This is a genomic window from Nocardioides aquiterrae (assembly GCF_039526625.1).
Taxonomy (GTDB): Bacteria; Actinomycetota; Actinomycetes; order Propionibacteriales; family Nocardioidaceae; genus Nocardioides; species Nocardioides aquiterrae.
The window spans coordinates 81,267-106,657 of the sequence record NZ_BAAAJE010000019.1 but is presented as its reverse complement, the minus strand read 5'-3'; the positions used below and the strand labels follow the sequence as shown (position 1 = coordinate 106,657).

At 72.1% G+C, this 25,391-nt stretch carries 31 protein-coding genes; 15 read left to right on the top strand and 16 right to left on the bottom strand.

All coding sequences use genetic code 11. The features are described 5' to 3' along the window. A partial coding sequence (locus ABD086_RS25350) for a PAS domain-containing protein (RefSeq protein WP_425571653.1) occupies nucleotides 1-120 on the bottom strand: 120 nt, incomplete at its 3' end. Between the two features lie 37 nt (nucleotides 121-157). After that, nucleotides 158-1,339 (bottom strand): zinc-dependent alcohol dehydrogenase, encoded by a 1,182-nt coding sequence (locus ABD086_RS17980; protein ID WP_343908982.1) that lies wholly within the window; start codon nucleotides 1,337-1,339, stop codon nucleotides 158-160. A 248-nt stretch (nucleotides 1,340-1,587) separates the two neighbouring features. On the opposite strand from ABD086_RS17980, the gene ABD086_RS17975 reads away from it, so the two are divergent. The 6 genes from ABD086_RS17975 (at nucleotide 1,588) to ABD086_RS17950 (ending at nucleotide 6,821) form a co-directional block, all read left to right on the top strand. Next, the gene (locus tag ABD086_RS17975) at nucleotides 1,588-2,421 is read left to right on the top strand and encodes a SigB/SigF/SigG family RNA polymerase sigma factor (protein WP_343908981.1); all 834 of its coding nucleotides are present in this window, start codon (nucleotides 1,588-1,590) and stop codon (nucleotides 2,419-2,421) included. Further along, nucleotides 2,418-3,128 (top strand): GAF and ANTAR domain-containing protein, encoded by a 711-nt coding sequence (locus ABD086_RS17970; protein WP_343908980.1) that lies wholly within the window; start codon nucleotides 2,418-2,420, stop codon nucleotides 3,126-3,128. Before ABD086_RS17975 ends, ABD086_RS17970 begins: the two co-directional genes overlap by 4 nt. Before the next feature lie 4 nt (nucleotides 3,129-3,132). Next, nucleotides 3,133-3,615 (top strand): flavodoxin family protein, encoded by a 483-nt coding sequence (locus ABD086_RS17965; RefSeq protein WP_343908979.1) that lies wholly within the window; start codon nucleotides 3,133-3,135, stop codon nucleotides 3,613-3,615. A gap of 38 nt (nucleotides 3,616-3,653) precedes the next feature. Beyond that, on the top strand, nucleotides 3,654-4,445 hold the full coding sequence (locus tag ABD086_RS17960; protein ID WP_343908978.1) for a septum formation family protein: 792 nt from the start codon (nucleotides 3,654-3,656) through the stop codon (nucleotides 4,443-4,445). Next, a complete protein-coding gene (locus ABD086_RS17955; protein WP_343908977.1) occupies nucleotides 4,442-5,263 on the top strand; it encodes a septum formation family protein in 822 nt (273 codons plus the stop codon). The genes ABD086_RS17960 and ABD086_RS17955 overlap by 4 nt, the downstream gene beginning before the upstream one ends. 370 nt (nucleotides 5,264-5,633) lie before the next feature. After that, complete coding sequence (locus ABD086_RS17950; RefSeq protein WP_343908976.1) at nucleotides 5,634-6,821, top strand: HNH endonuclease signature motif containing protein; 1,188 nt, start codon at nucleotides 5,634-5,636, stop codon at nucleotides 6,819-6,821. A 333-nt stretch (nucleotides 6,822-7,154) separates the two neighbouring features. Here the strand turns inward: ABD086_RS17950 and ABD086_RS17945 are convergent, their stop codons facing one another. The 9 genes from ABD086_RS17945 to ABD086_RS17905 are packed head-to-tail and all read right to left on the bottom strand — an operon-like array spanning nucleotide 7,155 to nucleotide 15,017. Continuing rightward, complete coding sequence (locus ABD086_RS17945) at nucleotides 7,155-7,538, bottom strand: nuclear transport factor 2 family protein (RefSeq protein WP_343908975.1); 384 nt, start codon at nucleotides 7,536-7,538, stop codon at nucleotides 7,155-7,157. Beyond that, the gene (era, locus tag ABD086_RS17940) at nucleotides 7,538-8,455 is read right to left on the bottom strand and encodes a GTPase Era (protein ID WP_343908974.1); all 918 of its coding nucleotides are present in this window, start codon (nucleotides 8,453-8,455) and stop codon (nucleotides 7,538-7,540) included. Before era ends, ABD086_RS17945 begins: the two co-directional genes overlap by 1 nt. Next, nucleotides 8,452-9,219, bottom strand: a complete 768-nt coding sequence (locus ABD086_RS17935; RefSeq protein ID WP_343908973.1) for a siderophore-interacting protein — start codon at nucleotides 9,217-9,219, stop codon at nucleotides 8,452-8,454. The genes era and ABD086_RS17935 overlap by 4 nt, the downstream gene beginning before the upstream one ends. After that, nucleotides 9,216-10,493 carry a class I SAM-dependent methyltransferase gene (locus ABD086_RS17930; RefSeq protein WP_343908972.1) on the bottom strand — a complete coding sequence of 426 codons (1,278 nt, stop codon included), beginning with the start codon at nucleotides 10,491-10,493 and terminating at the stop codon, nucleotides 9,216-9,218. The genes ABD086_RS17935 and ABD086_RS17930 overlap by 4 nt, the downstream gene beginning before the upstream one ends. Next, nucleotides 10,490-11,860 carry an FAD-binding oxidoreductase gene (locus ABD086_RS17925; RefSeq protein WP_343908971.1) on the bottom strand — a complete coding sequence of 457 codons (1,371 nt, stop codon included), beginning with the start codon at nucleotides 11,858-11,860 and terminating at the stop codon, nucleotides 10,490-10,492. The genes ABD086_RS17930 and ABD086_RS17925 overlap by 4 nt, the downstream gene beginning before the upstream one ends. A gap of 57 nt (nucleotides 11,861-11,917) precedes the next feature. Further along, nucleotides 11,918-12,259 (bottom strand): cytidine deaminase, encoded by a 342-nt coding sequence (locus ABD086_RS17920; protein ID WP_343908970.1) that lies wholly within the window; start codon nucleotides 12,257-12,259, stop codon nucleotides 11,918-11,920. Further along, entirely contained in the window at nucleotides 12,252-13,541 is a 1,290-nt protein-coding gene (locus tag ABD086_RS17915) for a hemolysin family protein (protein ID WP_343908969.1), read from the bottom strand. Before ABD086_RS17915 ends, ABD086_RS17920 begins: the two co-directional genes overlap by 8 nt. Then, on the bottom strand, nucleotides 13,538-13,999 hold the full coding sequence (ybeY, locus tag ABD086_RS17910; protein WP_343908968.1) for an rRNA maturation RNase YbeY: 462 nt from the start codon (nucleotides 13,997-13,999) through the stop codon (nucleotides 13,538-13,540). The genes ABD086_RS17915 and ybeY overlap by 4 nt, the downstream gene beginning before the upstream one ends. 7 nt (nucleotides 14,000-14,006) lie before the next feature. Continuing rightward, entirely contained in the window at nucleotides 14,007-15,017 is a 1,011-nt protein-coding gene (locus ABD086_RS17905; protein WP_343908967.1) for a PhoH family protein, read from the bottom strand. A 105-nt stretch (nucleotides 15,018-15,122) separates the two neighbouring features. Here ABD086_RS17905 and ABD086_RS17900 point away from each other — a divergent pair, with 105 nt between their 5' ends. Continuing rightward, nucleotides 15,123-15,374, top strand: a complete 252-nt coding sequence (locus ABD086_RS17900) for a hypothetical protein (RefSeq protein ID WP_343908966.1) — start codon at nucleotides 15,123-15,125, stop codon at nucleotides 15,372-15,374. A gap of 84 nt (nucleotides 15,375-15,458) precedes the next feature. Here the strand turns inward: ABD086_RS17900 and ABD086_RS17895 are convergent, their stop codons facing one another. Beyond that, nucleotides 15,459-16,649: a hypothetical protein gene (locus tag ABD086_RS17895; protein ID WP_343908965.1), complete on the bottom strand. Its 1,191-nt coding sequence runs from the start codon at nucleotides 16,647-16,649 to the stop codon at nucleotides 15,459-15,461. Next, on the bottom strand, nucleotides 16,646-16,984 hold the full coding sequence (locus tag ABD086_RS17890; protein ID WP_343908964.1) for an HIT domain-containing protein: 339 nt from the start codon (nucleotides 16,982-16,984) through the stop codon (nucleotides 16,646-16,648). Before ABD086_RS17890 ends, ABD086_RS17895 begins: the two co-directional genes overlap by 4 nt. Nucleotides 16,985-17,036: 52 nt before the next feature. Here ABD086_RS17890 and ABD086_RS17885 point away from each other — a divergent pair, with 52 nt between their 5' ends. The 5 genes from ABD086_RS17885 to ABD086_RS17865 all read left to right on the top strand — a co-directional run bounded on the left by ABD086_RS17885 (nucleotide 17,037) and on the right by ABD086_RS17865 (nucleotide 20,199). After that, on the top strand, nucleotides 17,037-17,540 hold the full coding sequence (locus ABD086_RS17885) for a SigE family RNA polymerase sigma factor (RefSeq protein WP_343908963.1): 504 nt from the start codon (nucleotides 17,037-17,039) through the stop codon (nucleotides 17,538-17,540). Continuing rightward, the gene (locus ABD086_RS17880; protein ID WP_343908962.1) at nucleotides 17,537-18,445 is read left to right on the top strand and encodes a Gmad2 immunoglobulin-like domain-containing protein; all 909 of its coding nucleotides are present in this window, start codon (nucleotides 17,537-17,539) and stop codon (nucleotides 18,443-18,445) included. Before ABD086_RS17885 ends, ABD086_RS17880 begins: the two co-directional genes overlap by 4 nt. A 26-nt stretch (nucleotides 18,446-18,471) precedes the next feature. Continuing rightward, the gene (locus tag ABD086_RS17875; protein ID WP_343908961.1) at nucleotides 18,472-19,353 is read left to right on the top strand and encodes a Gmad2 immunoglobulin-like domain-containing protein; all 882 of its coding nucleotides are present in this window, start codon (nucleotides 18,472-18,474) and stop codon (nucleotides 19,351-19,353) included. A gap of 111 nt (nucleotides 19,354-19,464) precedes the next feature. Further along, a complete protein-coding gene (locus ABD086_RS17870; protein WP_343908960.1) occupies nucleotides 19,465-19,827 on the top strand; it encodes a class I SAM-dependent methyltransferase in 363 nt (120 codons plus the stop codon). Between the two features lie 54 nt (nucleotides 19,828-19,881). Then, complete coding sequence (locus ABD086_RS17865; RefSeq protein ID WP_343908959.1) at nucleotides 19,882-20,199, top strand: hypothetical protein; 318 nt, start codon at nucleotides 19,882-19,884, stop codon at nucleotides 20,197-20,199. A gap of 81 nt (nucleotides 20,200-20,280) precedes the next feature. Here the strand turns inward: ABD086_RS17865 and ABD086_RS17860 are convergent, their stop codons facing one another. Genes ABD086_RS17860 through hrcA form a run of 3 tightly spaced genes read right to left on the bottom strand, consistent with a single transcriptional unit; the run spans nucleotide 20,281 to nucleotide 23,256 of the window. Next, nucleotides 20,281-21,021 (bottom strand): 16S rRNA (uracil(1498)-N(3))-methyltransferase, encoded by a 741-nt coding sequence (locus ABD086_RS17860; RefSeq protein ID WP_343908958.1) that lies wholly within the window; start codon nucleotides 21,019-21,021, stop codon nucleotides 20,281-20,283. A 1-nt stretch (nucleotide 21,022) separates the two neighbouring features. Continuing rightward, on the bottom strand, nucleotides 21,023-22,198 hold the full coding sequence (gene dnaJ, locus ABD086_RS17855) for a molecular chaperone DnaJ (RefSeq protein WP_343908957.1): 1,176 nt from the start codon (nucleotides 22,196-22,198) through the stop codon (nucleotides 21,023-21,025). 41 nt (nucleotides 22,199-22,239) lie between these two features. Beyond that, nucleotides 22,240-23,256, bottom strand: a complete 1,017-nt coding sequence (gene hrcA / locus ABD086_RS17850) for a heat-inducible transcriptional repressor HrcA (RefSeq protein ID WP_343908956.1) — start codon at nucleotides 23,254-23,256, stop codon at nucleotides 22,240-22,242. Nucleotides 23,257-23,324: 68 nt separating this feature from the next. Here hrcA and ABD086_RS17845 point away from each other — a divergent pair, with 68 nt between their 5' ends. The 3 genes from ABD086_RS17845 to ABD086_RS17835 are packed head-to-tail and all read left to right on the top strand — an operon-like array spanning nucleotide 23,325 to nucleotide 25,209. Further along, complete coding sequence (locus ABD086_RS17845) at nucleotides 23,325-24,116, top strand: MBL fold metallo-hydrolase (protein WP_343908955.1); 792 nt, start codon at nucleotides 23,325-23,327, stop codon at nucleotides 24,114-24,116. A gap of 17 nt (nucleotides 24,117-24,133) precedes the next feature. Continuing rightward, nucleotides 24,134-24,307 (top strand): hypothetical protein, encoded by a 174-nt coding sequence (locus ABD086_RS17840; protein ID WP_343908954.1) that lies wholly within the window; start codon nucleotides 24,134-24,136, stop codon nucleotides 24,305-24,307. 47 nt (nucleotides 24,308-24,354) lie between these two features. Beyond that, nucleotides 24,355-25,209: a DUF3097 domain-containing protein gene (locus ABD086_RS17835; protein WP_343908953.1), complete on the top strand. Its 855-nt coding sequence runs from the start codon at nucleotides 24,355-24,357 to the stop codon at nucleotides 25,207-25,209. Nucleotides 25,210-25,391 lie beyond the last annotated feature (182 nt).

The window sequence follows — 25,391 nt, the reverse complement described above, 5'->3', positions numbered from 1 at the left end:
GACCAGGGCGCGGGCCGCTCGGTTGAGCGCGAGCACCGTGAGGTCACCGACGTCCACCAGCGCGATGGCCTGCGGCGCCTGCTCGAACGCCGCCTGCAGCCGATCGGGGTCGAGGTCCATGTCATCCGTTCCGGTGCGGGCTCTCTGGTGGGAACGGTCAGGGCTTGAAGAGCACCTTGACCATGCCGTCCTCCTTGGCGCGGAACTTCGCGTACGCCTCCGGTGCCCGCGCCAGGGGCAGCGCGTGGGTGTGGAAGTCCTCAACCCCGAGGACGTCCTCGTCCTTCCCGAGTACGGCGAGGATGTCGTCGGTCCAGGCCCGCACGTTGGCCTGCCCCATGCGTACCTGCACCTGCTTGTCGAACAGCTGCATCATCGGCATCGGGTCGGCGGCGCCGCCGTACACGCCCGAGATCGAGATCGTCCCGCCGCGGCGGACCGACTCGATCGCCGTGTAGAGCGCGTCCAGCCGGTCCACGCCGGCCTTGGTCATCACGGCGCCGGCGACCTTCTTGGGCAGCAGTCCGAGCGCCTTCTGCGCCGCCTCCGCCAGGGGCGAGCCGTGCGCCTCCATGCCCACCGCGTCGAGCACGCTGTCGGCGCCGCGGCCGCCGGTCAGGTCGCGGACCCGGGCGGGCACGTCGTCGACGGCGTCCAGGTCGATCGTCTCCGCGCCGCGGGCCGCCACGCGGTGCAGCCGCTCCGGGACCCGGTCGACGACGATCACCCGGTGTCCCCAGTGCATCGCGACGCGCGCCGCCATGTCGCCGATCGGCCCGGCACCGAGCACCAGGAGCGTGCCCCCCTCGGGCACGGCGGCGTACTCCACACCCTGCCAGGCCGTGGGGAGCACGTCGGAGAGGTAGACGAACCGCTCGTCCGGCGGGCCCTCCGGTACCTGCATGGGCATGAAGTCCGCGAACGGGACGCGCAGGAGCTCCGCCTGGCCGCCGGGCACCTGGCCGTAGAGCTTGCTGTAGCCGAAGAAGCTCGCGCCGGTGCCGTGCTCGCGGTTCTGCGTGGTCTCGCACTGGCTGTACAGGTGTCGGTCGCACATCCAGCACGACCCACAGCTCACGTTGAAGGGGATCACGACCCGGTCGCCGGCCTTCAGGTCCCGCACGCCCGGGCCCACCTCTTCGACGATGCCCATCGGCTCGTGGCCGACGACGTCGCCGGGGGTCATGAACGGCGAGAGCGGGTCGTACAGGTGCAGGTCGGACCCGCACAGCCCGGTGGTGGTGATGCGCACGATCGCGTCGGTCGACTCCTGGATGGTGGGGTCGGGGACCTCCTCGACCCGCATGTCCTGTCGTCCGTGCCAGGTCACTGCCTTCACAGGGTTTCCTCCGTGTCGTCGGTTCCGCGGTCTGGTCGGGTCGTCTTCCGCCGCAGTACCCCCGGAGGTTGCTGAGAAACGGCGACAGACGCGGATACATCCCTCCGGACGGGGTACGGGCCGGCCAGCGCCCAGAGCTCGTGGACTTGCTTCCTCTCCCCCTGTAGCGTCGAAGAGAGCTCCGGACGTCCTCCCTTGCTGAAGAAGCCGGCAAGACAGCCATCACTCGCGGGATGGAGTCGCCGTAGATGTCCACGACCCCCGTTCTTCCCAGCACCCTTGCCGGCCTTCCCACCATCACGTCCGCGGACGCGGACTGCGGCCTCAGCCGCGTCGAGCGGGCCGACCAGACGCGCGCCCTGCTCCAGCAGGTCGCCGAGACCGACGACCCCGAGCTCGCCGCCGAGCTGCGCGAGCGCGTCGTCGTCATCAACCGCGGCGTCGCCGAGGCGGTCGCCGCCCGCTACCGCCAGCGCGGCGTTCCCGTCGAGGACCTCCACCAGGTGGCCTTCGAGGGCCTCACCAAGGCCGTCATGCGGTTCGACCCCGAGCTGCGCAACGACCTGCTGACCTACGCGGTGCCGACGATCCGCGGCGAGCTGCAGCGCTACTTCCGCGACCACGGCTGGACGGTCCGTCCGCCCCGCCGCATCCAGGAGACGCAGTGGCTGGTCAACCAGGCCGTCGAGCGGCTCACCCAGCAGCTGGAGCGGGAGCCGTCCGCGGTCGAGATCGCGGCCGAGCTCGACATCTCGCTCGACGAGTACCGGGAGACCGTGGCCGCGTTCGGGTGCTTCCAGCCCACGTCCCTCGACCAGCCGGCCACCGCCGACTCGCTGGCCTCGATGGGCGACCTGCTCCCCGACGAGGACCACGACACCGACGCCAGCGAGGCGCGGGTGACCTTGGCCCCCGTCGTCCGGCGACTGCCCGAGCGGGACCGGCGCATCCTCTACTTGCGCTTCTTCGAGGACCGCACCCAGGAGGAGATCGGCCAGGACCTCGGCGTGACCCAGATGCAGGTCTCCCGCCTGCTCAGCCGCATCCTCGGGACCTTGCGGGAGGAGCTCCAAGCCGGGTGACCGATGAACAGCGCCTGGCGGCGCGCTTCGCGGAGCTCAGCGGTGACCTGCTGGGCGAGTCGGACGTCGGCACGACGTTCGACTCGGTCGTGACGCGCGCCGTCGAGATGGTGCCGGGCTGCACGCACGCCACCATCACGCTGCGCAAGCGACGGGGCACGGCCGAGACCGTGGCGGCGACCGACGAGATGGTCGAGCGCCTGGACGGCGTGCAGTACGACTTCGGCGAGGGTCCGTGCCTGGACGCGGCGTTCGACCGCGGCAACGTCGTGGTCGACGACACCGCCGCCGGCACCCGCTGGCCGCGCTGGAGCGCCGAGGCCTGCGTGCAGGGAGTCGGGTCGCTGATGGCGATCCGACTCCACGCCGGGGACGAGACGCTCGGCGCGCTGAACCTCTTCGCGGAGACGCCCGGCACCTTCTCGGGCGAGTCGGGCGACGTCGCCCTGATCTACGCCGCGCACGCCACCGAGGCGATGAGCAAGGCACGCCTGGTGGCCGGACTCCGCGCCGCGCTGGAGTCCCGGCACATCATCGGGATCGCCCAGGGCGTGCTGGCCGCGCGGTACGACATCTCCTACGAACGGGCCTTCGAGGTCCTGCACCGGTACTCCAACGACCACAACCTCAAGCTCCGCGACGTCGCCGAGACGGTGGCCAGCGAGCGCGGTCTGCCGCCGGGGCGCTCCCCCGACGTGACAGCCTGAGGCCATGGCCCGGCTGCTCGTCGTCCACCACGCCCCCACCCCGGTCGTCCGCTCGCTGGCCGACGCCGTCGTCGCGGGGGCGCGCGACGACGAGATCGAGGGCGTCGAGGTCCTCGTGCGCGAGGCGCTGTCCGCATCCGCATCCGACGTGCTCGAGGCGGACGGGTACCTGCTCGGCACGCCCGCGAACTTCGGCTACATGAGCGGTGCGCTCAAGCACTTCTTCGACACGATCTTCCTGGAGGCGGGCGGCGCCCTGTCCGAGGACGGCTCGGCCGGTGCCGGCAGCTCCGGGCGGAAGCCGTTCGGCCTGTGGGTGCACGGCAGGTACGACACGACCGGCGCCGTGCGGTCGGTGCTGTCGATCGCCGGCGCCCTCCCGTGGACGCAGGCGGCCGAGGTGCTCGAGGTGCTCGGTGACGTCGGCGAGCAGGAGCGCGCGGCGGCGTACGAGCTCGGCGGCACGGTGGCCGCCCTGCTGAGCTGAGGCGGGTACGATCCGCTGGTCCAGCCCGAGGAGATCCTGTGCCGTACGTCCCGCGTCGCCTGCGCGTCGCCGTGCTCGTGCTGGCCGCGGCATGGGCGATCGCCGGGTGCGGGTCCGACACCGCACCGCCGGAGGACGAGAAGCCGCCCGAGCTCGGCGCGTGCCGGGTGCTGACGCCGGACGACGTCGCGCAGCCCAGCAACACCACCGACCCGGTCGACTGCTCCGAGGCCCACACGGCGGAGACGTACGCCGTGGGTGAACTTCCCGCCTCGTTCGACCACGCCGACCACGACGACGAGGAGCTGGGGGCCTGGGCGTACACGACGTGCTCGGACGCGTTCCAGAAGTTCCTCGGAGCCGACGAGAGCCTGGTGATGCGCACGATCGTCAGCTGGGCGTGGTTCCGGCCGACCGAACCCGCCTGGGACGCGGGTGCGCGGTGGTACCGCTGCGACGTGGTCGGCGGCGGCGAGCAGAGCAAGGAGTACGTCGACCTGCCGGACACGGCGAAGGGACTGCTGCTGGGCCGCCCGAAGGACCGGTGGATGGTGTGCGCGGACGGGCCGACCGTGGCCGGGTCGGTCAAGGTCCCCTGCACCGAGCCGCACCAGTGGCGCGCGGTCACGACGATCTCGCTGGGCGACGCCCAGGACGACTACCCCGGCGACCGGCTGGTCGAGGTGAAGACCCGCGACTTCTGCTCCGACTCCGTGGGCGCCTGGCTGAGCTACCCGGTCGACTACGACTTCGGCTACACGTGGTTCCACCAGGCCGAGTGGGACGCGGGCAACCGCCGTTCGGTCTGCTGGGCGAAGACGGACCAGTGAGGGTTCTCGCCGCCGCGCTCCTCGTGCTCGGGCTGACCGCGTGCACGAGCGGCGCCGAGCCCTCCTCCTCGCCGAGCCCCACGGCCTCGGCCTCGACCACCGCACCGCCACCTCCGCGGGCGACGCCGGCGCCGGTGCCGGCCACGAAGGCCTGCCACGCCCTGTCCTACGACGAGGCCGTCGCGCCGACGGCCTCCGGGAGCGCCGTGCCGTGCGCAAAGAAGCACACGTCGGTGACGTACGCCGTCGGGCAGCTGGACACCCTGGTCGACGGCCACCTGGTCGCCGTCGACTCCGACCGGGTGCAGCAGCAGGTCGCGTCCGAGTGCCCGTCCCGCTTCGGGCTCTTCGTCGGCGGCTCGCTCGACGACCGGCGGCTGTCCATGCTGCGGCCGGTGTGGTTCACGCCGACCGTCGAGGAGTCGGACGCGGGGGCGTCGTGGTTCCGGTGCGACGTGGTCGCGTTGGCCGCGGACGGCGAGCTGGCGCCCCTGTCCGGCCCGATGGCGGACGTGCTGTCCACGAGCGAGGGCCGTGACCGCTACGGGATGTGCGGCACCGCCTCCCCCGGTACGGCGGACTTCGCGCGGGTGATCTGCTCGGCCGAGCACTCGTGGCGCGCGATCGCCGTCGTACCGCTCGGCGACGGGGCGTACCCCGGCAAGGAGAAGGTCCGGGCCGCCGGGCAGTCGCGCTGCCGGGACGCCGCCGCGGCCGTCGCCCCGGACACGCTCGACTACCAGTGGGGCTACGAGTGGCCGACCGCCGAGCAGTGGAAGGCGGGGCAGACGTTCGGACGGTGCTGGGCGCCGGACTGACGCTACGCGGGTATCGCCCGTTGGCGGTGGTCGAGCGGGTCGAGATCCCGGGGGGCGGGCGCCGTTGGTCGAGCTCGTCGAGACCCCGGAAGCCGGGGGCCTGCCGGCGGCCTGCGGGTGGTCTTTGGCTTGCGACCGACAAGGCAGCGAAGCGGGACGGCGGGTGGGTGGTCGCGGTCGGCGCCCGGCTTGCTGGCCGCAGGGCATCGGTGGTTGAGGTGCGAGGCGCGCCAGCGACGAGCCTCGAAACCACCACCCCGAATGCGACCGAAACTTTGCCTGACGAACTTCTCGAAATGGGCCACATTCCCTGTGGATACAGGGAAATCTCCGCATCCCACTGTCGGTGGCCAGTGCTTGAGTAGGTGTCATGAACACTCCGCCGGTCACCCGCGAACAGCAGGTGATCGACGCCGCCCGCACCACCCGTGCGGCGATCACCGACCTGGAGGTTCAGCAGCTCCACCAGGCGGTGGAGTGGGTGGAGCTGCACCCCGGTGACGAGGTCGACACCAGCATCGCGTGGGGGATGCGGGACCTGGAGATCGCCGGCGACGGCGCCCCCACCATCGACGAGGGCGCGGTCGCGGAGTTCGCCCTCGCCATCGGCGTCAGTACTGACTCCGGGCGCCTGTACCTCGGTGACGCGGTCGAGCTGAAGCACCGGCTCCCCCGCATCTGGGCGAAGGTCACCGCCGGGGTGGTGCCGGTGTGGAAGGCCCGCAAGGTCGCCCAGGCCACCCGCTCCCTGCCCGAGGAGGGTGCGGCGTTCGTGGACCGGGCGCTGTACTTCGTGCTGAAGAAGTGTTCGTTCGCCGAGATCGACCGGCAGGTCGACAAGGCCCGCGCCGAGTTCGACCCCGAGGCCGCCGAGGAACGCCGCCGCAAGGCCGCGGAGAAGCGGCGCTTCGACGTGCACCTGCGCGACATGACCCACGGCGGGCTGGTCCCGGTCACCGGGATGCTCGACCTGGCCGACGCGGTCGCCCTGAACGAACGGATCGCCGCCAAGGCCGCCACCCTGGACCCCGCCCTACCCCTGGACGTACGCCGCGCGGCCGCCGCCGGCATGCTCGGCGCCACCGACCCCGACGACACCGGCGGTGAGGCGAGCCGCGAGGTCGTGATCTACGCCCACGTGCGCCCCGACCAGACCACGGTCGACGTCGACAACACCCGGTCGGTGATCACCCCCGAGCACCTCCAGGACTGGTGCCAGGCCGCGGGCACCACGGTGACCGTGAAGCCGGTGATCGACCTCAACGAGGAGATCACCACCGACTCCTACCAGCCCACCGAACGGCAGAAGGAGCAGACCCGGCTGCGGTGGCCGACCTGCCCCTTCCCGCACTGCGACCGCCCCTCGTGGCGCCAAGGTCCGAACGCCGACAACGACCACATCACCGAGTGGCCCGCCGGCGCCACCACCACCTCCAACCTGGCCCCGCCGTGCCGCGGACACCACCGGCTCAAGACCTTCACCGCCTGGACCTACCGCCGCATCCCCGGCCTCGGCTGGGAGTGGACCAGCCCGCTGGGGCACCGACATATCGGCTGAACCCGACCCCGCTGATCACGGTCGGCGGGGTCATCAGCATGTCCTGACGCCCGTTTTGCGACGGTGACCACGACGGTCGACCCCTGCGGACCGCGAGCCGGCGGACCGCCGCAACCAAGCACCGCAACCCCAACCGACGGTGACCACACCTCCCGTCCCCGTCGGTCGCATCCCCCGCGGACCGGAAGGCGACGGCATGGGCACGAGGGGGTTTCGAGGCTTGCTCTGCCCGCGTTTCAACCACCAGGACTTGCCGCCATCGCTCTCGTCCCCGTCAATCGCATTCATCCTCTCCGAGGACGCGGAGGTGCAGGGGCCACGAGCCGGCGCCCGTCACCGGGTCAGCTCGGCCGCCATCAGCTCCATCAGCTTCTGGAGCCCCTTGAACGGCCGCACCATCACCGTGAAGTCGGTGAGCTGCCCGTCGGCGTTCCAGGTGAGCATGTCGATGCCGTGCACGGTGCGGCCGTCGAGCTCGGCGCGGAACTCGAGGACGGCGGAGTCGGCGGCGTACCACTCGCGGACATAGGTCAGCGTGGGGCCGAGGACGGTGATCGCGGCGGAGAGGTACGCGGTGGTGAGCGCCTTGCCCTCCTGCGGCGTGTGGACCGCGGGTGACCGGAAGACGACGTCGTCGGCGAGCAGGGCGTCGAGGCCCGCGGGATCCCGGGACTCCGCGATCGCGTGCCAGGCGGCGACGGGCGCGGGGCGGGCCATCAGAAGCCCAGCTTGCGGAGCTGCTTGGGGTCGCGCTGCCAGTCCTTGGCGACCTTGACGTGCAGATCGAGGTAGACGGGCGTGCCGAGGAGCGCCTCGATCTGGGTGCGGGCGTTCGTGCCGATGGTGCGCAGCCGGGAGCCCTTCGGCCCGATGATGATGCCCTTCTGGGAGTCGCGCTCGACGTAGACGTTCGCGTGGATGTCGAGCAGCGGCTTGTCCTCGGGGCGACCCTCGCGCAGGCCCATCTCCTCGACCACGACGGCGACCGAGTGCGGCAGCTCGTCGCGCAGGCCGTCGAGCGCGGCCTCGCGGACCAGCTCGGCGACCAGGATCTCCTCGGGCGCGTCGGTGAGGTCGCCGTCCGGGTAGAGCTGGGGGCCCTCGGGCAGCAGCCCGACCAGCAGGTCCGCCAGGAGCCCGACCTGGTCGCCGGACTTCGCCGACACGGGGACGATCTCGGCCCAGTCCACGCCGATCTCCGTGCCCAGCGCCGCGATGTCGAGCAGGTGCTGGCCGATCTGCTCCGAGGACGCGAGGTCGGTCTTGGTGGCGACGGCGACCTTCTTCGTGCGCTTGACCTTCGCCATCTCGGTGGCGATGAACCGGTCGCCCGGGCCGATCTTCTCGTTGGCCGGGAAGCACACCGCCACCACGTCGACCTCGGCCAGCGTGGTCGTCACCAGGTCGTTGAGCCGTTCGCCCAGGAGCGTGCGAGGCCGGTGCAGGCCGGGAGTGTCGACCAGGATGAGCTGGGCGTCCGGCCGGTGCACGATGCCGCGGACGACGGTCCGCGTGGTCTGCGGCTTGTCGGAGGTGATCACGACCTTCTGACCGACAAGGGCGTTGGTGAGCGTCGACTTGCCGGCGTTCGGACGGCCGACGAACGACACGAACCCACTCCTGTGCTCGGTCATCCTGAATCCCTCGCCTCGTCGTACTCGGCCCAGATCTGCTCGTCGCTCTTCCCCGCCGCCTTGCCCGCCCGCCAGATCGGTCCGGGGTCGACGGCGCGCGGCTGCCGCTGTGCCACGCCGCGCCAGTACCCCATCACGTCGTACGCCGAGGAGGCCAACCGGCGCTCGCGCATCAGGTGCTTGCGGATCGCCCGCATCTGCGCCGACTCCCCCGCCATCCAGAAGTAGCCGTCGCCCGGCGGCCAGTCGATCGACTCGACGACGTCGGCCAGCGCGCTCCGGCCCTCGCCGGGCGGCGCGAGCCAGGTGACGTCGCCGGAGAGGTACGAGGACAGGTCGTCCGGCACCTCGGCCCAGACCCGCGTGGGCACGTCGACCGTCTCGGAGATCCGGGCCATCGCCGGCAGCGCGGTCAGGTCGCCCACGAGCAGCAGCCACGCCGCGTCGGCGGGCATCGCGAATGAACCCTTGGGCTCGGTGATCGTGACGGTCTGCCCGACCACGTCCCGCTGGGCCCACTCGGTCACCAGGCCGACCTCGTGCACGACGACGTCGAGCACGAGCTCACCGTCGGCCCAGGACCGGACGGTGTAGTACCGGCTCTGGAACTGGCCGGGCACGACCAGCCCGACCCACTCGTCCGGGATGCCCGTCGACTCGAAGCCGGCCAGCCCGGGGCCACCCAGCACGAGCCGGACCAGGTGCGGTGACAGCTGCTCCCGGCGCAGCACCTCCGCGTCGTACTGCTGTGCCCTCGTGCTCACACGCCGAACTCGTGGCGGAGCGGGTAGCCGCTCGCCCCGCTCTCATCGGTCTTGGTCGCGAGCACGTGGTGCAGCTGGATCTCGTTGCGCTCGAAGGCGATCCGGGAGCCGACCATGTACAGGCCCCACACCCGCGCGGTGCCCTCGCCGACCTCGGCGACGCAGGCGTCCCAGTTGTCCTGGAGGTTCTGGTTCCACCCGGCGAGCGTCTTGGCGTAGTGGACGCGGATGTTCTCCTCGTGCTGCACCTCGAGCCCGGCGTCCTGCACCTCGGTGATGATCGTGCCGGAGCCGATCAGCTCGCCGTCGGGGAAGACGTAGCGGTCGATGAACGCGCCGGTGTTGCGCGGGCGGTTGTCGTGCCGGGTGATGCAGTGGTTGAGCAGCCGGCCCTGCGGCTTGAGGTGGTCGCGGATCCAGCCGAAGTAGGCCGGGTAGTTCTTGACCCCGATGTGCTCGGTAAGCCCGATCGAGGAGATCGCGTCGAAGCCGGTCTCCTCCACGTGGCGGTAGTCCATGAAGCGGACCTCGGCGAGGTGGTCGAGCCCCTCCTCCTTGATCCGGTCCTGTGCCCACGCGGCCTGCTCGCGCGAGAGGGTGACGCCGAGCGCGTGCACGCCGTACTCGCGCGCCGCGTGCCGGACCATCCCACCCCAGCCGCAGCCGAGGTCGAGCAGCCGCTGCCCCGGCTGGAGGTCGAGCTTGCGCGCGATCAGGTCGTACTTGTTGGCCTGCGCCTCCTCGAGGGTGGCGTCCTCGGTCGGGAACACCGCGCACGTGTAGGTCATCGACGGGCCGAGGACGTACTCGTAGAAGGTGTTCGACACGTCGTAGTGGTGGTGGATCGCCTCGGCGTCGCGGGTCTCGGAGTGCCGCAGGCCCTCGACGACGCGGCGCCAGCGGGGCAGGTGCTCCTGCGGCGGCACCGGCGGGGTCTTCAGGTGCGAGATCCCGAGGCTCCGCACGATCGAGACCACCTCGGCCGGCGACGGACGCCGGAACTTGGTGTGGTTCATCATCAGCTTGAACGCGTCGTACGGGTTGCCGGGGTGCGACCCGTGCAGCACCAGGTCGCCGGCCACGTAGGCCCGCGCCAGGCCGAGGTCGCCGGGCGCCGTCATGATGTACGACAGGCCGCGCTCGTTGAGCAGCTCGAGGTGGTACTCGGCGTCCGCCGGCCCGGCGCTGCTCCCGTCGTACGCCGTGAAGCGCAGGGGCATGCCGTCCCGGAGGAGGCTCTCGATCGCCGCGCCGATGGTGTACTTCCTGCTCATCGTCTCTTCACCGCCTTGTCGTAGAGGCTGGTCAGCCGGTTCTCGGGGTCGTAGCGCCCCTTCACGGCGGCCAGGTTGGCGCCGTCGTAGAGCTCGTCGAACGTCTCGGGGTCGTAGAACGCCTCGCTGTAGAGGGACTTGTGGCCGCCGAGCTCGTGCACCTTGGCCTCGATCGCCCGGTTGCGGGGGGCGTCGACGGCCTCGGGACCCACGTGCACGGTTCCCCAGAAGCCGACGTTCACGTACAGCGTCTCGGGCTCGAGCGGATAGGTGGGCCAGTCCCGCTTCGCCGTGCACGGGCACAGCCAGACCGGGCGCATCCCCACGGCCTCGTCGAACCACGCCAGGAACTCCGGCAGCCGCTCGACCGGGACCTCGATGTCCTGGATCACGCGCTCGCGCAGCGGCCGGCCGGCGCGGCGGTCCAGCCGATCGGCGATGGAGAAGCGCCGGTCGAGGCCGAGCAGCTTCATGTACACGTCGGAACGCCGCCAGCGCCGCGGCCAGAGCCGGCGCACGGCCGGGTGCTGCGCGCCGAACGCGCCCGAGCACCAGAACCAGTCGGTGTCCCAGCGCCACAGGTAGTCGTACATCGTCAGCAGGTCGGTCTCCCGCTGCTGCAGGGACCGGTAGAAGACCTGCCGGCCGGTGTAGTCGCTCGTCGGGCCGCCCTGGTCGGTCCAGCGCGCCAGCGTCAGGTAGTACTCCCCCGGCTCGAACGCGACGCCGTCCAGCCCGTCCACCCGGACGCCGTCGTAGGACCCGCTGTCCGCGATCTCCGCGACCGTCTTGGCGAGCAGCTCCGGGTCGTCGAAGCGGACGTGCCGCAGCGCGACGAAGCCCGGCACCGGCTCGAGCGCGATCTTGAGCCGGGTGGCGTACCCGAGGGAGCCGTAGGAGTTGGGGAACGCGTCGAACAGGTCGGCGTGCTCACCGTCGGGCCCGGGCCGGCAGGTGACGACGTCGCCGGCGCCGGTGAACACGTCCATCTCGAGCACGGACTCGTGCGGAAGGCCGTTGCGAAAGCTGGTGGACTCGATGCCGAGCCCGGTGACCGCACCGCCGAGGGTGATCGTGCGCAGCTGCGGCACGACGTACGGGATCAGGCCGTACGGCAGCGTGGCGTCGACGAGGTCCTCGTAGGTGCACATGCCCTGCACGTCGGCGGTGCGCGCGGTGGCGTCGACGGCGATCACGCCGTCGAGACCCGACACGTCGAGCCCGGGCGCGGTCGTGGCCGCGCGGGCACGGAACAGGTTCGTGGTCCGCTTCGCCAGCCGCACCGGCGCACCCGCCGGGATCGCGGAGTACGACGAACGCAGGCGGGCCACCGCCTCCTCGTGTGCTTCCCAGCCGCGCAGACTCACGACACGCAACTTACTCCTGCCGCGTGTCGCGCGTGTGTCAGGTGGCGGTTCCGGACATCAGGTGCTCGTCGTCTCCGCGACCGCGCCCTTCGGGTCGCCGCGGTGGACCACGACGCCCGCACCGGCGAAGTCGCGGAGCGCGGCGAGGTCGGGATCGGCGACCGCTCCCGCGTCGCTGAGCACCACCGCGGCCTCGAGGCCCTTCGAGCCGGAGGCGACCGCCATCGCGACGCAGACGCCGAGCGCGGAGACCTGCAGCGACGGCAGGGCGACGGTCGCCGCGGCGTACGTGCGGCCGTCGCTGTCGCGGACGGCGGCACCCTCCGCCGCACCGGTCCGGGCGCGCGTCGCGCGGGCCAGCGTCACCAGCTTCCGGTCCTCCGCCGACAGGTCAGTCACCGTCGTCCTCGCTCTCGTCGTGCGCGGGCACCACGCGGGAGATCCGCACGGTGCCGATCTTGTTGCGGCGGCCGGACGCCGCCTCGGCCTCGAAACGCAGGCCGTGCGCCTCCACCGCGGAGCCGGGGATCGGCACCCGGCCGAGCTGCTTGGCCATCAGGCCGCCGACCGAGTCGACGTCCTCCTCCTCGACCGAGAAGCCGAACAGCTCGTCGAGGTCGTCGATCGGGTACCGCGACGACACCCGCACCGACCCGTCGTCGAGCGTCTCGACGTCGACGGTCTCCTCGTCGTACTCGTCGGTGATCTCGCCGACGATCTCCTCGAGGATGTCCTCGATGGTGACCAGGCCGGCGGTGCCGCCGTACTCGTCGACGACCACCGCGATGTGCTGACGCATCGCCTGCATCTCCGAGAGGAGGGCGTCGGCGGGCTTGGACTCCGGCACGAAGTGCGCGGGCCGCATCACCTCGTCGATGCGCTGGGTGAACTCGACGTCCGGGTCCTCGAAGTCACGGCGCACGGTGTCCTTGAGGTAGGCGATGCCGACGATGTCGTCGAGGTTCTCCCCGATCACCGGCACCCGGGAGTACCCGCTGCGCAGGAACAGGGAGAGCGCCTGGCGGATGTTCTTGTACCGCTCGATGTAGACGACGTCGGTGCGCGGCACCATCACCTCGCGGGCGATGGTGTCACCGAGCTCGAGGACGTCGTGGATCATCTTGCGCTCGCCGGACTCGATGACCGACGACGCCTCGGCGAAGTCGACGAGCTCGCGCAGCTCGGTCTCCGTCCCGAACGGGCCCTGACGGAAGCCCTTGCCCGGAGTGAGCGCGTTGCCGACCAGGATCAGCAGCTTCGGCAGCGGTCCGAGCACGGCGGTGACCGTGGCCAGCGGCGCCGCCGACGCCAGGGCGACCCGCTCGGCGTGCTGGCGACCGATGGTGCGCGGCGCCACGCCGATCGCGACGAACGAGACCACCAGCATCGCGCCGATCGCCGTCAGCACGGTGGGCCACCAGGCGTCGTACGCCGCGTGCAGCTCCAGCGTCACCAGCACGATCGCGGCGATCTCGCACAGCAGCCGCAGGAACAGCGCGGTGTTGAGGTAGCGGGGCAGGTCGTCGAGCAGCACGATCAGCCGCTTGGAGCCGGGTCGCCCCTCGGCCTGGAGCTCCTCGGCGCGGGCGCGCGAGAACCTCGACAGCGCGGCGTCGGCCGCGGAGAACAGGCCGGCGAAGAGGACCAGGGCCGCGGCGACCAGCAGCAGCCAGACGTTCACCGGACCGGGTCCTGGGCGCGCCAGGCCGCCAGGATCTCGTCCTGCAGCCCGAACATCACCCGGTGCTCCTCGGGCTCGGCGTGGTCGTACCCGAGCAGGTGCAGGATGCCGTGCACGGTGAGCAGTTCGATCTCGGCCTCCTCGCCGTGGCCGGCGGTCTCGCCCTGCCGGGCGGCGACGTCGGGGCACAGCACCAGGTCACCGAGCACGCCCTCCTCGGGGTCCTCGTTCACCAGCCCGGGGCGCAGCTCGTCCATCGGGAAGGCGAGCACGTCGGTGGGGCCCTCCTTCTCCATCCACTGCGCGTTGAGCTGCGCGATCGTGGGCTCGTCGACGGCCTTGATGCACAGCTCGGCGAGCGGGTGGACGCGCATCCGGTCCATCACGAAGCGGCTCAGCTGCGCCAGCCGCCTCTCGTCGAGCTCGTGGCCGGACTCGTTGAGGATCTCGATGCTCATCGGGGGCTCAGGGCTTCGCCTGCTTGAGACCGCCGCGAGCGTCGAAGTCGTCGTACGCCGCGACGATCTTGCCGACCAGGCGGTGCCGGACCACGTCGTGGCTGGTGAGCCGGTTGAACGACAGGTCCTCGACCCCGTCCAGGATCTCCTCGACCACGCGCAGCCCGGACTTCGTGCCGCCCGGCAGGTCGACCTGGGTGACGTCGCCGGTGACGACGATCTTGGAGCCGAAGCCCAGCCGGGTCAGGAACATCTTCATCTGCTCCGGCGTGGTGTTCTGCGCCTCGTCGAGGATGATGAACGAGTCGTTGAGCGTCCGGCCGCGCATGTAGGCCAGCGGGGCGACCTCGATGGTGCCGGCGGCCAGCAGCTTCGGGATCGTCTCGGGGTCGATCATGTCGTGCAGCGCGTCGTACAGCGGCCGCAGGTACGGGTCGATCTTCTCGCTGAGCGTGCCGGGCAGGAACCCGAGCCGCTCCCCCGCCTCGACCGCCGGCCGGGTCAGGATGATGCGGTTGACGTTCTTCGACTGCAGCGCCTGCACGGCCTTGGCCATCGCCAGGTAGGTCTTGCCGGTGCCGGCGGGGCCGATGCCGAAGGTGATCGTGTGCTTGTCGATCGAGTCGACGTAGCGCTTCTGGTTCAGCGTCTTCGGGCGGATCGACCGGCCCCGGTTGCTCAGGATGTTCAGGCTCAGCACGTCCGCGGGGCGCTCGGTCGTCTCCGCGCGCAGCATCGAGTGCACGCGCTCCACGGTCTCGGACGTGACGCCCTGGCCGGTGCGGATGATCGCGACCAGCTCGTCGAGCAGCCGCTCGGCCAGCGCGACCTCGCCCGGCTCGCCGTACAGGCTGATGCGGTTGCCGCGGACGTGGATCTCGGCGTCGAAGGCGCCCTCGATGATGCCCAGGAACTCGTCGCCGGGGCCGAGCAGGCTGACCATGTTGATGCTGTTCGGGACCACCACCGTGTGGCGCGTGGCGTTGGCGGGGCGGTTGCCCTCGTTCGTGTCAGTCATGGATGCCCGCGTGGGCGACCTTTCCGTCGGTGTCTCCAGCCCCTCCATGCTACGGGAGTGCCGGAGAGCGGCCCAGCGAGCGACGGTGGCGAGTAGCGTGAGTCCATGGAGAGGGAGCTCTACTCGTGGGAGGACGAGGACGACGACACCCCGCCGTCCTGGTTCGCCGGGCAGCACCTCCCCGCGGACGCCCGCCGGATGGGCCTGACCCATCACGTGCCGGACGGCGCGATCCTCGACTTCGCCGGCCGCCTGGACTCGGCCAAGCCGGTCCACCGGATCACCGCCTGGGTGATGCTGGTGATCTTCGGGATGCCGGTCGTGTTCGCGGTGATGCGGGTGTTCTACCTCTTCTGAGGTCAGGTGCCGGGCCTCGGACCGAGTCGTCCGCCTCTGGCACCTGAATACGCCGCCCTGGGGCGGACGACCCGGCGAGGGGCCTCAGGTGCCGTCGTCGAAGGCGACCTGGAGCATGCCCAGGCACATCTCGTCGGTGCTGCCCTCGCCCCACACGACGTACCGCTCGTGCTGGCCCTCGAACGCCGGGAGCCGGTCGCGGAGCCACTGCTGGTGCACGCAGCTGACGCGGACCTTGTCGAACGCGTCGAGGTGCAGCGGCTCGATCGGCTTGGTCCCCTGGTTGTCGAAGTCCCAGACCGGGATGTCGAGGAGCGTCCTCGCCCGGTCCGTGCCGGGGTTGGCCTCGATGGTGATCTTGCGGCCGAGCAGGTGCATGTGGCCGGCGACGCCGATGACCGTCATGCCGCGCAGCACGTTGCGGGTGCAGGACGTGGTGTTGGACGGCTTCACGTCGGTGCCGCAGAGCAGGTGCAGCAGGCTGTTGGTGTTGCCGGCGCTGCCGAAGCGGCTGAGGACGTCGGCGACGGCGGCGTCGCGGTCGCACAGCGGGCCGTCGTCGTGGCCGGGGCGGCAGGGCAGCTCGACCGGCGCCGGGAGCAGGAACGTGTGCAGCGGCGTGAGGTCGCGGCTGCCCTTCATCCAGCGCAGCTGGGTGCTCGAGACGTCCGGGGACGCGCCCCGGAGCAGGTTGTAGTGCACCTGCATCACGATCCGGGAGCCGGCGGCGAGTTGCACGCCGTACCCGTCGCGGATCTTCGTCTCGTCGCCCCCGGGCGCCCACGCGCCCAGCCACGACGCGTCGTCGATGTTGGAGAAGTCGCCGGCCAGGCCGGTGCCGCCGAAGCAGGTCCAGCCCTCGCCCGGCGTCGAGGCGTCCTTCGCATCGGCCTCGGCCACCTGGTCCGGCGGCACGCGGAACAGGATCACGTGGTGGACGACCGACGGGTTGCCGGGCAGCACGTTGCTGCCGGTGAGGAACACGTCCTTCTTCAGGTGCGGGTCGAGCAGGAAGCACCGGTAGTCGTCGGTGCCGACCCCGGTCGGCGCGGAGGGCGTGTACTCCTCCGGCATGGTCAGCGTCATCCGCTTCTCGCCGGGCCGCAGCGGCAGCAGCTTCCCGGGCGGGAGCGCGGCCAGCTGGCTGGCCTCCACCTCGGGCGGCGTCGTCTGGAGCAGCTGGGTGGGCGAGCCGGTACGCCGGTCCTGGCCCTCCCGGACGCAGCCGGTCAGGGCGAGGGCGAGCACCAGTCCGAGAGCCGCCCAGCGCCTCATCCCGGAGGCCAGGTCATCGAGCGCCCGGCCAGGACGTGCAGGTGGGTGTGGAACACCGTCTGCCCGACCCCCTCGCCGGTGTTGAACACCAGCCGGTAGTCGTCGTACCCCTCGGCGGTGGCGACCGCCGCCGCGGTGGTCAGCAGCTCCGCGGAGGCGGCGGGGTCACCCGCGGCGAGCTCGGCGGCGTTCGCGAAGTGCCCCTTGGGGACCACGAGGACGTGCAGCGGCGCCTGCGGGTTGAGGTCGCGGAACGCGACCGTCCGCTCGGTGGTGTGCACGATCTCGCCGGGGATCTCCCCCACGACGATCTGGCAGAAGATGCAGTCCTCCACGTCCCCCAGTAAACCCGATGGCCTCCCGGCGCGTGGCACTAGCGTGAGCCTGATGACCGAGCGGCCCGCCTGGACGGCGGACGAGGCGCTGGAGCAGCTGTACGCCGCGCACTGGCGCCAGCTGGTCCGCCTCTCGGTGCTGCTCGTCCGCGACGTCGGGACCGCGGAGGAGGTCGTCCAGGACGCGTTCGTCGCCGTGCACGCCCGCTGGTCCCGGCTGCGGGAGCCGGACAAGGCGCTGGCCTACCTGCGCCAGGCGGTCGTGAACAGGTCGCGCTCGACGCTCCGCCACCGCACCGTGGTGGCCCGACACGCGGCGGCGACCCGGGCCGCCGACGCCCCCGACCCGACCCCCGACACCGACCGCCGGGAAGCCGTGCTCGACGCGATGCGCGCACTCCCCGACCGGCAGCGCGAGGTGCTCGCGCTGCGCTACTACCTCGACCTGTCCGAGGCGGACATCGCCGACACGCTCGGCATCAGCCGCGGGGCCGTCAAGAGCCACGCCTCGCGCGGCGCCGCCGCGCTGCGGACCCTGCTCCAGGAGGACCTGTGAACCTCGCAGACGTGCTGCACGACGCCGTCGACGGCATCGACCCCGCCGACCGGATCGACGCGATCCGGGCGCGTACGGCGAGCGCCCCGGCCCGGGGCGGGCGGCCGTGGTTCTACGCCGCCGGTGCCGTCGTGCTGGCGACCGCCGCGACGGTGGCGGCGTTCGCGGTGCTGGACGACTCGACCCGCTCGTCGGGGCCGACGCACCACGACGACCAGGTGACGTCCGTCCCGACGCCGGGCACCCAGCTCGTCCCCGCCTACTTCATCGGGGACACGCCCCGCGGGCCTCGGCTGTTCCGGGAGTTCGACCGGGTGGTCGGCCCCGACGCGGTGCAGGCGGCCCTCGACAGGATCCAGCGGCCCCCGGCCGATCACGACTACACGACCGGCTGGGCCCCGGGCTCCTTCGGGGACGCGACGGTGCGCGACGGCCGGATCGACGTGGAGCTCAGCGACGGTGTCGACCTCTCGGACCGGCTCGCCGTCCAGCAGGCCGTCTACACGCTCCAGGGCGCCGCGGGCCAGCGGCTGCCGGTGTACTTCTGGCTCGAGGGCCAGCGCGGGAACATGGGCGAGGTCGCCGACCCCGCCGTGCTGAGCCAGGTGATGATCAACGACCCCACCGAGGGCCTGGAGGTGCACGACTACTTCACGGCGCGCGGCGCGGCGAACTCGTACGAGGCGAACGTGCCGTGGGAGCTGCGCGACGACAGCGGCTCCGTCGTGAGGCGGGGATTCGCGACCACACCCGGTTGGGGGGACCGGCTCTATCCGTGGGAGGCGCGCGTCGACGTACGCGACCTGCCCTTCGGCTCCTACACGTTCGTGGCGATGACCGACGACCCGTCCGGCGGCGAGGGCGGCGGACCGGATGCCGACACGCGCACGATCATCGTCCGTTGACGCCGAACCCCCGGAAGGATGGAGCCATGACCAGCCGCACCCGGATCGCCGCCCTACTCGTCACACCCCTGCTCGTGCTCGCGGGGTGCGGCAGCGACGACACCGGCGCGGACCAGCGCCCGGCCAGCGGCTCGACCAAGCACCAGAGCCCGAGCGGCGAGGAGTCGCCGAGCGAGTCCTCCCAGCCCGGCGACGGCCAGACGACGGTGCCGCTGTACTTCACCGGCGACACCCCGCAGGGCACCCGGCTGTACCGGGAGTTCCGGCGCGTTGACTCCGCCGACGCGCTCGGCGCCGCGCTGACCCTGGCCGCGTCCGGCGACGCCCTCGACCCGGACTACGGGACGCTGCTGCCGTCGGGCACCTTCAGCACCTCCGGCGGCGCGGCGATCCCGCTGCCCGACGACTCCTGGACCCGGCTCCCCGAAGGGATGAGCGAGTCCGACGCGCTCGTCGCCGTCCAGCAGCTCGTCTACACCGCGCAGGGCGTGCTCCAGTCCCGCGACCCGATCACGTTCACCGACTCCTCGGGCGCGGCGACGCAGATCTTCGGGATCGCGTCCGAGGACGGGTTCACGGCCGCCGACCCGATCAAGACGCTGTCGCTGGTGAACGTCACGGCGCCCGAGGAGGGGGCCACCGTCAGCGGGTCCTTCACGGCCAGCGGCGTCTCCAGCTCCTTCGAGGCCACGACGCCCTGGGAGGTCCGCGACTCCTCGGGGAAGGCGGTCCTCCAGGGCTCGGCGATGGCCGACGGCTGGATGGACAAGCTCTACCCGTGGGAGACCGACGTCGACGTGTCCGGCCTCGAGCCGGGCCAGTACACGTTCGCGGTGATGACCGACGACCCGTCCGGCGGCGAGGGCCCCGGCCCGATGGTGGACACCAAGTCGATCACCGTGCAGTAGGCGGGCCGCAGGATGTGGGTCGTGTGCCTGACGACGCGCCATGGCGCGTGCTCAGGCACACGACCCGGATACGCGCATGACGACCGGCCCACGGAGGCATAGCGTCGTCCTGTGCGCGCCCCGGACCCGGCCTTCGCCGATCCTCGTCTTGCCGCGCTGTACGACGACCTCGACGGCGACCGGGCCGACCTCGACGCGTACCTCGCGATCGTGGAGGAGCTGGGGGTCTCCTCCGTCGTCGACATCGGCTGCGGGACCGGATCGCTCGCGGTGCGTCTCGCGGCGGCCGGACTCACGGTCACGGGTGTCGACCCGGCCACGGCGTCGCTGGACGTCGCGAGATCGAAACCACGCGCCGAGCAGGTGACCTGGGTCGACGGGGACGCGACCGTCCTCCCGAGCCTCGGCATCGTCGCCGACGCCGCGGTGATGACCGGCAACGTGGCACAGGTCTTCGTGTCCGACGAGGACTGAGACCGGACGCTGGCCGCGGTGCGGACGTGCGTTCGTCCCGGCGGGTGGTTCGTCATGGAGACCCGGCGGCCCGAGATGCGCGACTGGGAGCGGTGGGAGGTCGCGCCCACGACCGTCGTTCTGGGCGCCGGCCGGCAGGTCGTCGTACGGCGGACCGTCACCGCCGTCGCCCTGCCGCTGGTCACCTTCGAGTCGGTCACGACCCTCGACGGCGTGGACGTTCCGTCGACGTCGACCCTCCGCTTCCGCGAGCGCGCCGAGGTCGAGCGCGATCTCGCGCGTCATGGGTTCACGGTCGTCGAGGTCCGGGATGCGCCCGACCGTCCGGGCAAGGAGATGGTGTTCCTCGCCCGTCGGGACGACGTGCGTTGAGGCTCACCGCCGGCAGCTCGTCCGGACGCTCGCGCGCTGGCGGCCGGGGGCCCGCGGCGGGGTTCGCTGGCGACGAAGCTGTCAGCCCCAGCGAGCCGTCCGGGACAGCAGGGCTGACACCGCCGCCACCCCCGCGGTCGAGGTGCGCAGCACCTCGGCGCCGAGCCGCACCGACACCGCGCCCGCGGCGACGAGCGCGGCGACCTCGTCGTCGGTCAGCCCGCCCTCGGGGCCGACCACGACCACGATCCGGCCGGACGCCGGCACGTCGAGCGCCGCGAGCGACGCGGTGGCCTCCTCGTGCAGCACCACGGCGAGGTCGGCGTCGGCGACGAGGCCCGCGACCTCGTCGGTCGAGGCCAGCTCGGCGACGGTCGCGACGTACGGGCGCCGGGCCTGCTTCGACGCCTCGCGGGCGGTGGCCCGCCAGCGCGCCAGCGACTTCGCCGCCCGCTCCCCCTTCCACACCGCGACGCTGCGGGACGCCGCCCACGGCACGATCTCCGCCACGCCGACCTCGGTGAGCACCTCGACGGCGAGCTCGCCGCGGTCACCCTTGGGGATCGCCTGCACGACCACGACCTCGGGTGCCGGGCGCTCGTGGCGGGCGAGCTCCTCGACCGCCACCGTGAACACCCGCTTGCCGGTCGACACCACGACGCCGCGCGCCGTCGTGCCGAGGCCGTCGGTCAGCACGACCTGCTCACCGGCCCGCAGCCGGCGGACGGCGACCGCGTGGTGCGCCTCGTCGCCGTCGACGGTGACCTCGACGCCCACCGCGACCCCGTCGAGGCTCGGCACGAGGTGGACGGGCAGCGACATGTCAGTGCTGGTTGAACGCGTCGCGGATCCGGCCGAACATCGACTTGTGGCTGGGCCGCACCTGGCCGGACGGCGACTCCTCCTCGCGGATCGCGGCGAGCTCGCGGAGCAGCTCCTCCTGGCGGGCGTCGAGCCGGGTCGGCGTCTCGACCACCACGGTGACGACCAGGTCGCCCCGCCCGCCCCGGAGCCCGGGTACGCCGCGGCCGCGGAGCACCTGCTCGGTCCCCGACTGGGTACCGGGCCGGACGTCGATCTCGAAGTCCTGCTCCAGCCCGGTGTCGCTGTCCTCGCCCTCGACCACGTCGGCCTCGAGCGTGGGCAGCGTGAGGGTCGTGCCCAGCGCGGCCGCGGTCATCGGGAGCGTGACCGTGCAGTGCAGGTCGTTGCCGTGCCGGGTGAACGTCGGGTGCGGGGCGACGTGGATCTCGACGTACAGGTCGCCGGCGGGACCGCCGCCCGGGCCGACCTCGCCCTCGCCGGTCAGCTGGACGCGGGTGCCGTTGTCGACGCCGGCCGGGATCTTCACGGTCAGCGTGCGCCGCGAGCGGACCCGCCCGTCGCCGGAGCACTCGCGGCACGGGTCCGGGATGATCGTCCCGTAGCCGCGGCAGGCCGCACACGGCCGCAGGGTCCGGATCTCGCCGAGGAACGAGCGCTGCACGTGCGCCACCTCGCCGGCGCCGCGGCAGGTCTCGCACGGGACCGGGTGGGTGCCCGGCGCCGTACCCTCGCCGTGGCAGGTGCTGCACAGCACCGCCGTGTCGACCATGATCTCGCGGGTGATGCCGAACGCCGCCTCGGCCAGCTCGACCTCGAGCCGGATCAGCGCGTCCTGGCCGCGCCGCTCGCGGGGCCGCGGGCCCCGGCCACCGGTCGCGCCCGCGCCGCCGAAGAACGCGTCCATGATGTCGGTGAACGAGAAGCCGGCGCCCTGGCCGCCGAAGCCCCCGCCCATGCCGCCGAACGGGTCGCCGCCACGGTCGTACGACGCCCGCTTGCCCGGGTCCGAGAGCACCTCGTAGGCGAGCGAGATCTCCTTGAACTTCTCCTGCGCATCCGGGTCCGGGTTGACGTCCGGGTGGTACTGACGCGCGAGCCGCCGGTAGGCCTTCTTGATGGTGTCGGCATCCGCACCGCGGTCCACACCGAGAAGCTCGTACAGGTCCTGGCTCAAGATCGGTTTCCTTCTGTCTGTGCGTGTTCGGGGGCGGGCACTCAGGCCTCGTCGAGGATGCGCGAGACGTAGCGCGCGACGGCGCGCACCGCGGCCATCGAGCCCGGGTAGTCCATGCGGGTGGGGCCGACGATGCCGAGTCGCGCGAACGCCTCGTCGCCCGGCCCGTAGCCGGTCGCGACCACGCTGGTCGACGCGAGCTCCTGGTACGGCCCCTCGTGGCCGATCCGGACCGTCAGCAGCTCGCCGGTGGTCGCCTCGCCGAGCAGCTTGAGCAGCACCACGTGCTCCTCGAGCGCCTCGAGCAGCGGACGCACGGCCGAGTCGAAGTTGTCGCCGTACCGGGCCAGGTTGGCCGCGCCCCCGACCGCGATCCGCTCGTCGGAGCGGTGGTCGGACATCGCCTCGACGAGCGTCTCGACGACCGCCGCGGTGACCGGGGTGCCGCCCTCGGCGGGCACGAGCGCCCGCAGCGCGGTGGCCGCGTCGGCGATGACCTCGCCGACCGCGGCCCGGTTGACCAGCGAGCGCAGGTCGGTGAGGTCGTCGTCGGAGAGCTCGCCGCCGACCTCGACCAGGCGCTGCTCGACGCGGCCGGTGCTGAGGATCAGCACGACCAGCAGCCGGTACGGCGCCAGCGCGATCACCTCGACGTGGCGGACCGTCGAGCGGGACAGCGTGGGGTACTGCACGACCGCGACCTGCCGGGTCAGCTGCGACAGCAGCCGCACCGACCGGTTCACGACGTCGTCGAGGTCGACGGCGCCGTCCAGGATCGTGGCGATCGCGCGCTTCTCGGCGGCGCTCATCGGCTTGACCGACGCGAGCTTGTCGACGAAGAGCCGGTAGCCCTTGTCGGTCGGCACCCGGCCGGCGCTGGTGTGGGGCTGGGTGATGTAGCCCTCGTCCTCCAGGGCCGCCATGTCGTTGCGCACCGTCGCCGGCGAGACGCCGAGGCCGTGCCGCTCGACCAGCGCCTTGGAGCCGACCGGCTCCTCCGTGGCGACGTAGTCCTCCACGATCGCGCGGAGGACGGCGAGCCTGCGCTCCTCCTGCATGGGCCCTCGCCTCCTTGCTGGCACTCGAATGTCGGGAGTGCCAATCCTACAAGCCCTAGGGTGTCGATGTGAGGTTCACCGAGGTGGCGGAGCGCGTCTGGGTCGGCCGCTACCCGGACTGGGACGTCAACGTGACCCTCGTCGGCGGGTCCGGCGGGCTGCTGGTCGTCGACACCCACGGCTCCGCCGAGCACGCCCGGGAGGTCGTCGAGGACGTGCGCGCGGTCGGCGCCGGCGGGGTGACAGGGATCGTCAACACCCACTGGCACTTCGACCACACCTACGGCAACGGCACCTTCCGGGCGGCGTACGGCGAGGTGCCGATCGTCGCGCACGAGACGGCCGCCGAGGAGCTGGCGGAGTGGGGTGACGCCGAGGTCGCGGTCCCGCCGGACCGGACGTTCTCCAGCGCGATCGTGCTCGACCTCGGCGACCGCCAGGTCGAGCTGGTGCACCCGGGCCGCGGGCACACCGGCGGCGACCTGGTGGTGCGGGTGCCGGACGCCGACGTCCTGCTGGCCGGTGACCTGGTCGAGGAGTCGGCTCCCCCGTCGTTCGGCTCCGACAGCTGGCCGATGGACTGGCCGCTCTCGCTCGACGTCGTCCTGGGCCTCACGACCCCGGCCACGGTCGTGGTGCCCGGCCACGGCGCACCGGTCGGCCGTGCGTTCGTCGAGGAGCAGCGCAACACCGTGGGCATCGTCGCCGAGACGATCCGCGACCTCGCCGCGCGCGGCGTCCCGGTCGACCAGGCGCTGGACGCCGGCGACTGGCCGTGGCCGCGCGCCGGCCTCGCGGACGCGGTCCGGCGCGGCTACGAGCAGCTGCCGCGCAGCCAGAAGCGGTTGCCGCTCCTATGAGCGGGTACTCCCCCGGCATGACCGAGAACACCGGGATCGAGGACGAGGACCTCCCCGAGGACCTCCAGCCCACCGACGACAACCCGCTCGCCCAGGACCTCGACCCGGACGAGGCGAAGTCGCGCGAGGAGCTCGACGTGCTCGGCGGCAAGACGCCCGAGCAGCGTGACGAGGACGACGCCGCCGACTGACGGCGCGCCGTCCGCCGACTGTCGGCGGGCTCTCCTAGCGTGGCGGGATGAGCTCGGACCGGTACGGCAGTGACGTCCTCTCCACCGACTGGCGCGCCCCCAAGCGCGGCCGCGCCGTCGAGGCGCCCGCGGAGTTGGGCGCGGTCGTCGAGGAGGTCACGACCGACTGGTGCGGCGAGATCGTCGCGGTCGACCGCGACCTGCACACCGTCACGCTCGAGGACCGGCGCAGCCGGCGGCGTACCTTCCCGCTCGGGCCCGGCTTCCTGCTCGAGGGCCGGCCGGTGATCCTCACCGCGCCGGTGCGCACGGCGGCGCCCGCGAAGCCGACCCGGACCGCCTCCGGCTCGGTCGCCGTGCCCGACGCGAAGGCCCGGGTCGCCCGCGCCAGCCGGATCTTCGTCGAGGGCCGCCACGACGCGGAGCTGGTGGAGAAGGTCTGGGGCGACGACCTGCGGATCGAGGGCGTGGTCGTCGAGTACCTCGGCGGCGTCGACGACCTGGCCGACCACCTCCGCGACTTCCGGCCCGGGCCGGACCGCAAGGTCGGCGTGCTCGTCGACCACCTGGTCGCGGGCTCGAAGGAGAGCCGGATCGCCCAGGGCATCGCGAAGTCACCGGTCGGGCAGCACGTGCTCATCGTCGGCCACCCGTTCATCGACATCTGGGCCGCGGTCAAGCCCGACCGACTCGGCCTGCCGAGGTGGCCCGACGTCCCCCGCTCGATCGAGTGGAAGAAGGGCGTCTGCCAGCAGCTCGGCTGGCCGCACCGCGACCAGGCCGACATCGCCCGCGCGTGGCAGCACATCCTGAGCAAGGTCTCCTCGTACCACGACCTCGACCCGGCCCTGCTGGGCCGGGTCGAGGAGCTGATCGACTTCGTCACCGCCTCCCCGGGGTGAGCGGGCGAAGGAACTGAGCCCGCTCACGACGGCGCTGGGGCGGGGAGGTTGAGGAGGCTCGGCTCGGACGGAGCCTGCGATGTCCGAGCGACCCGTCTCGAAACCCAGTTCGTGGCGCGAACGATCGACCGGGTGACGTCGGTGCTGTCTCGATGCGACCTGGCTGGCCGGACTTCGCAAGC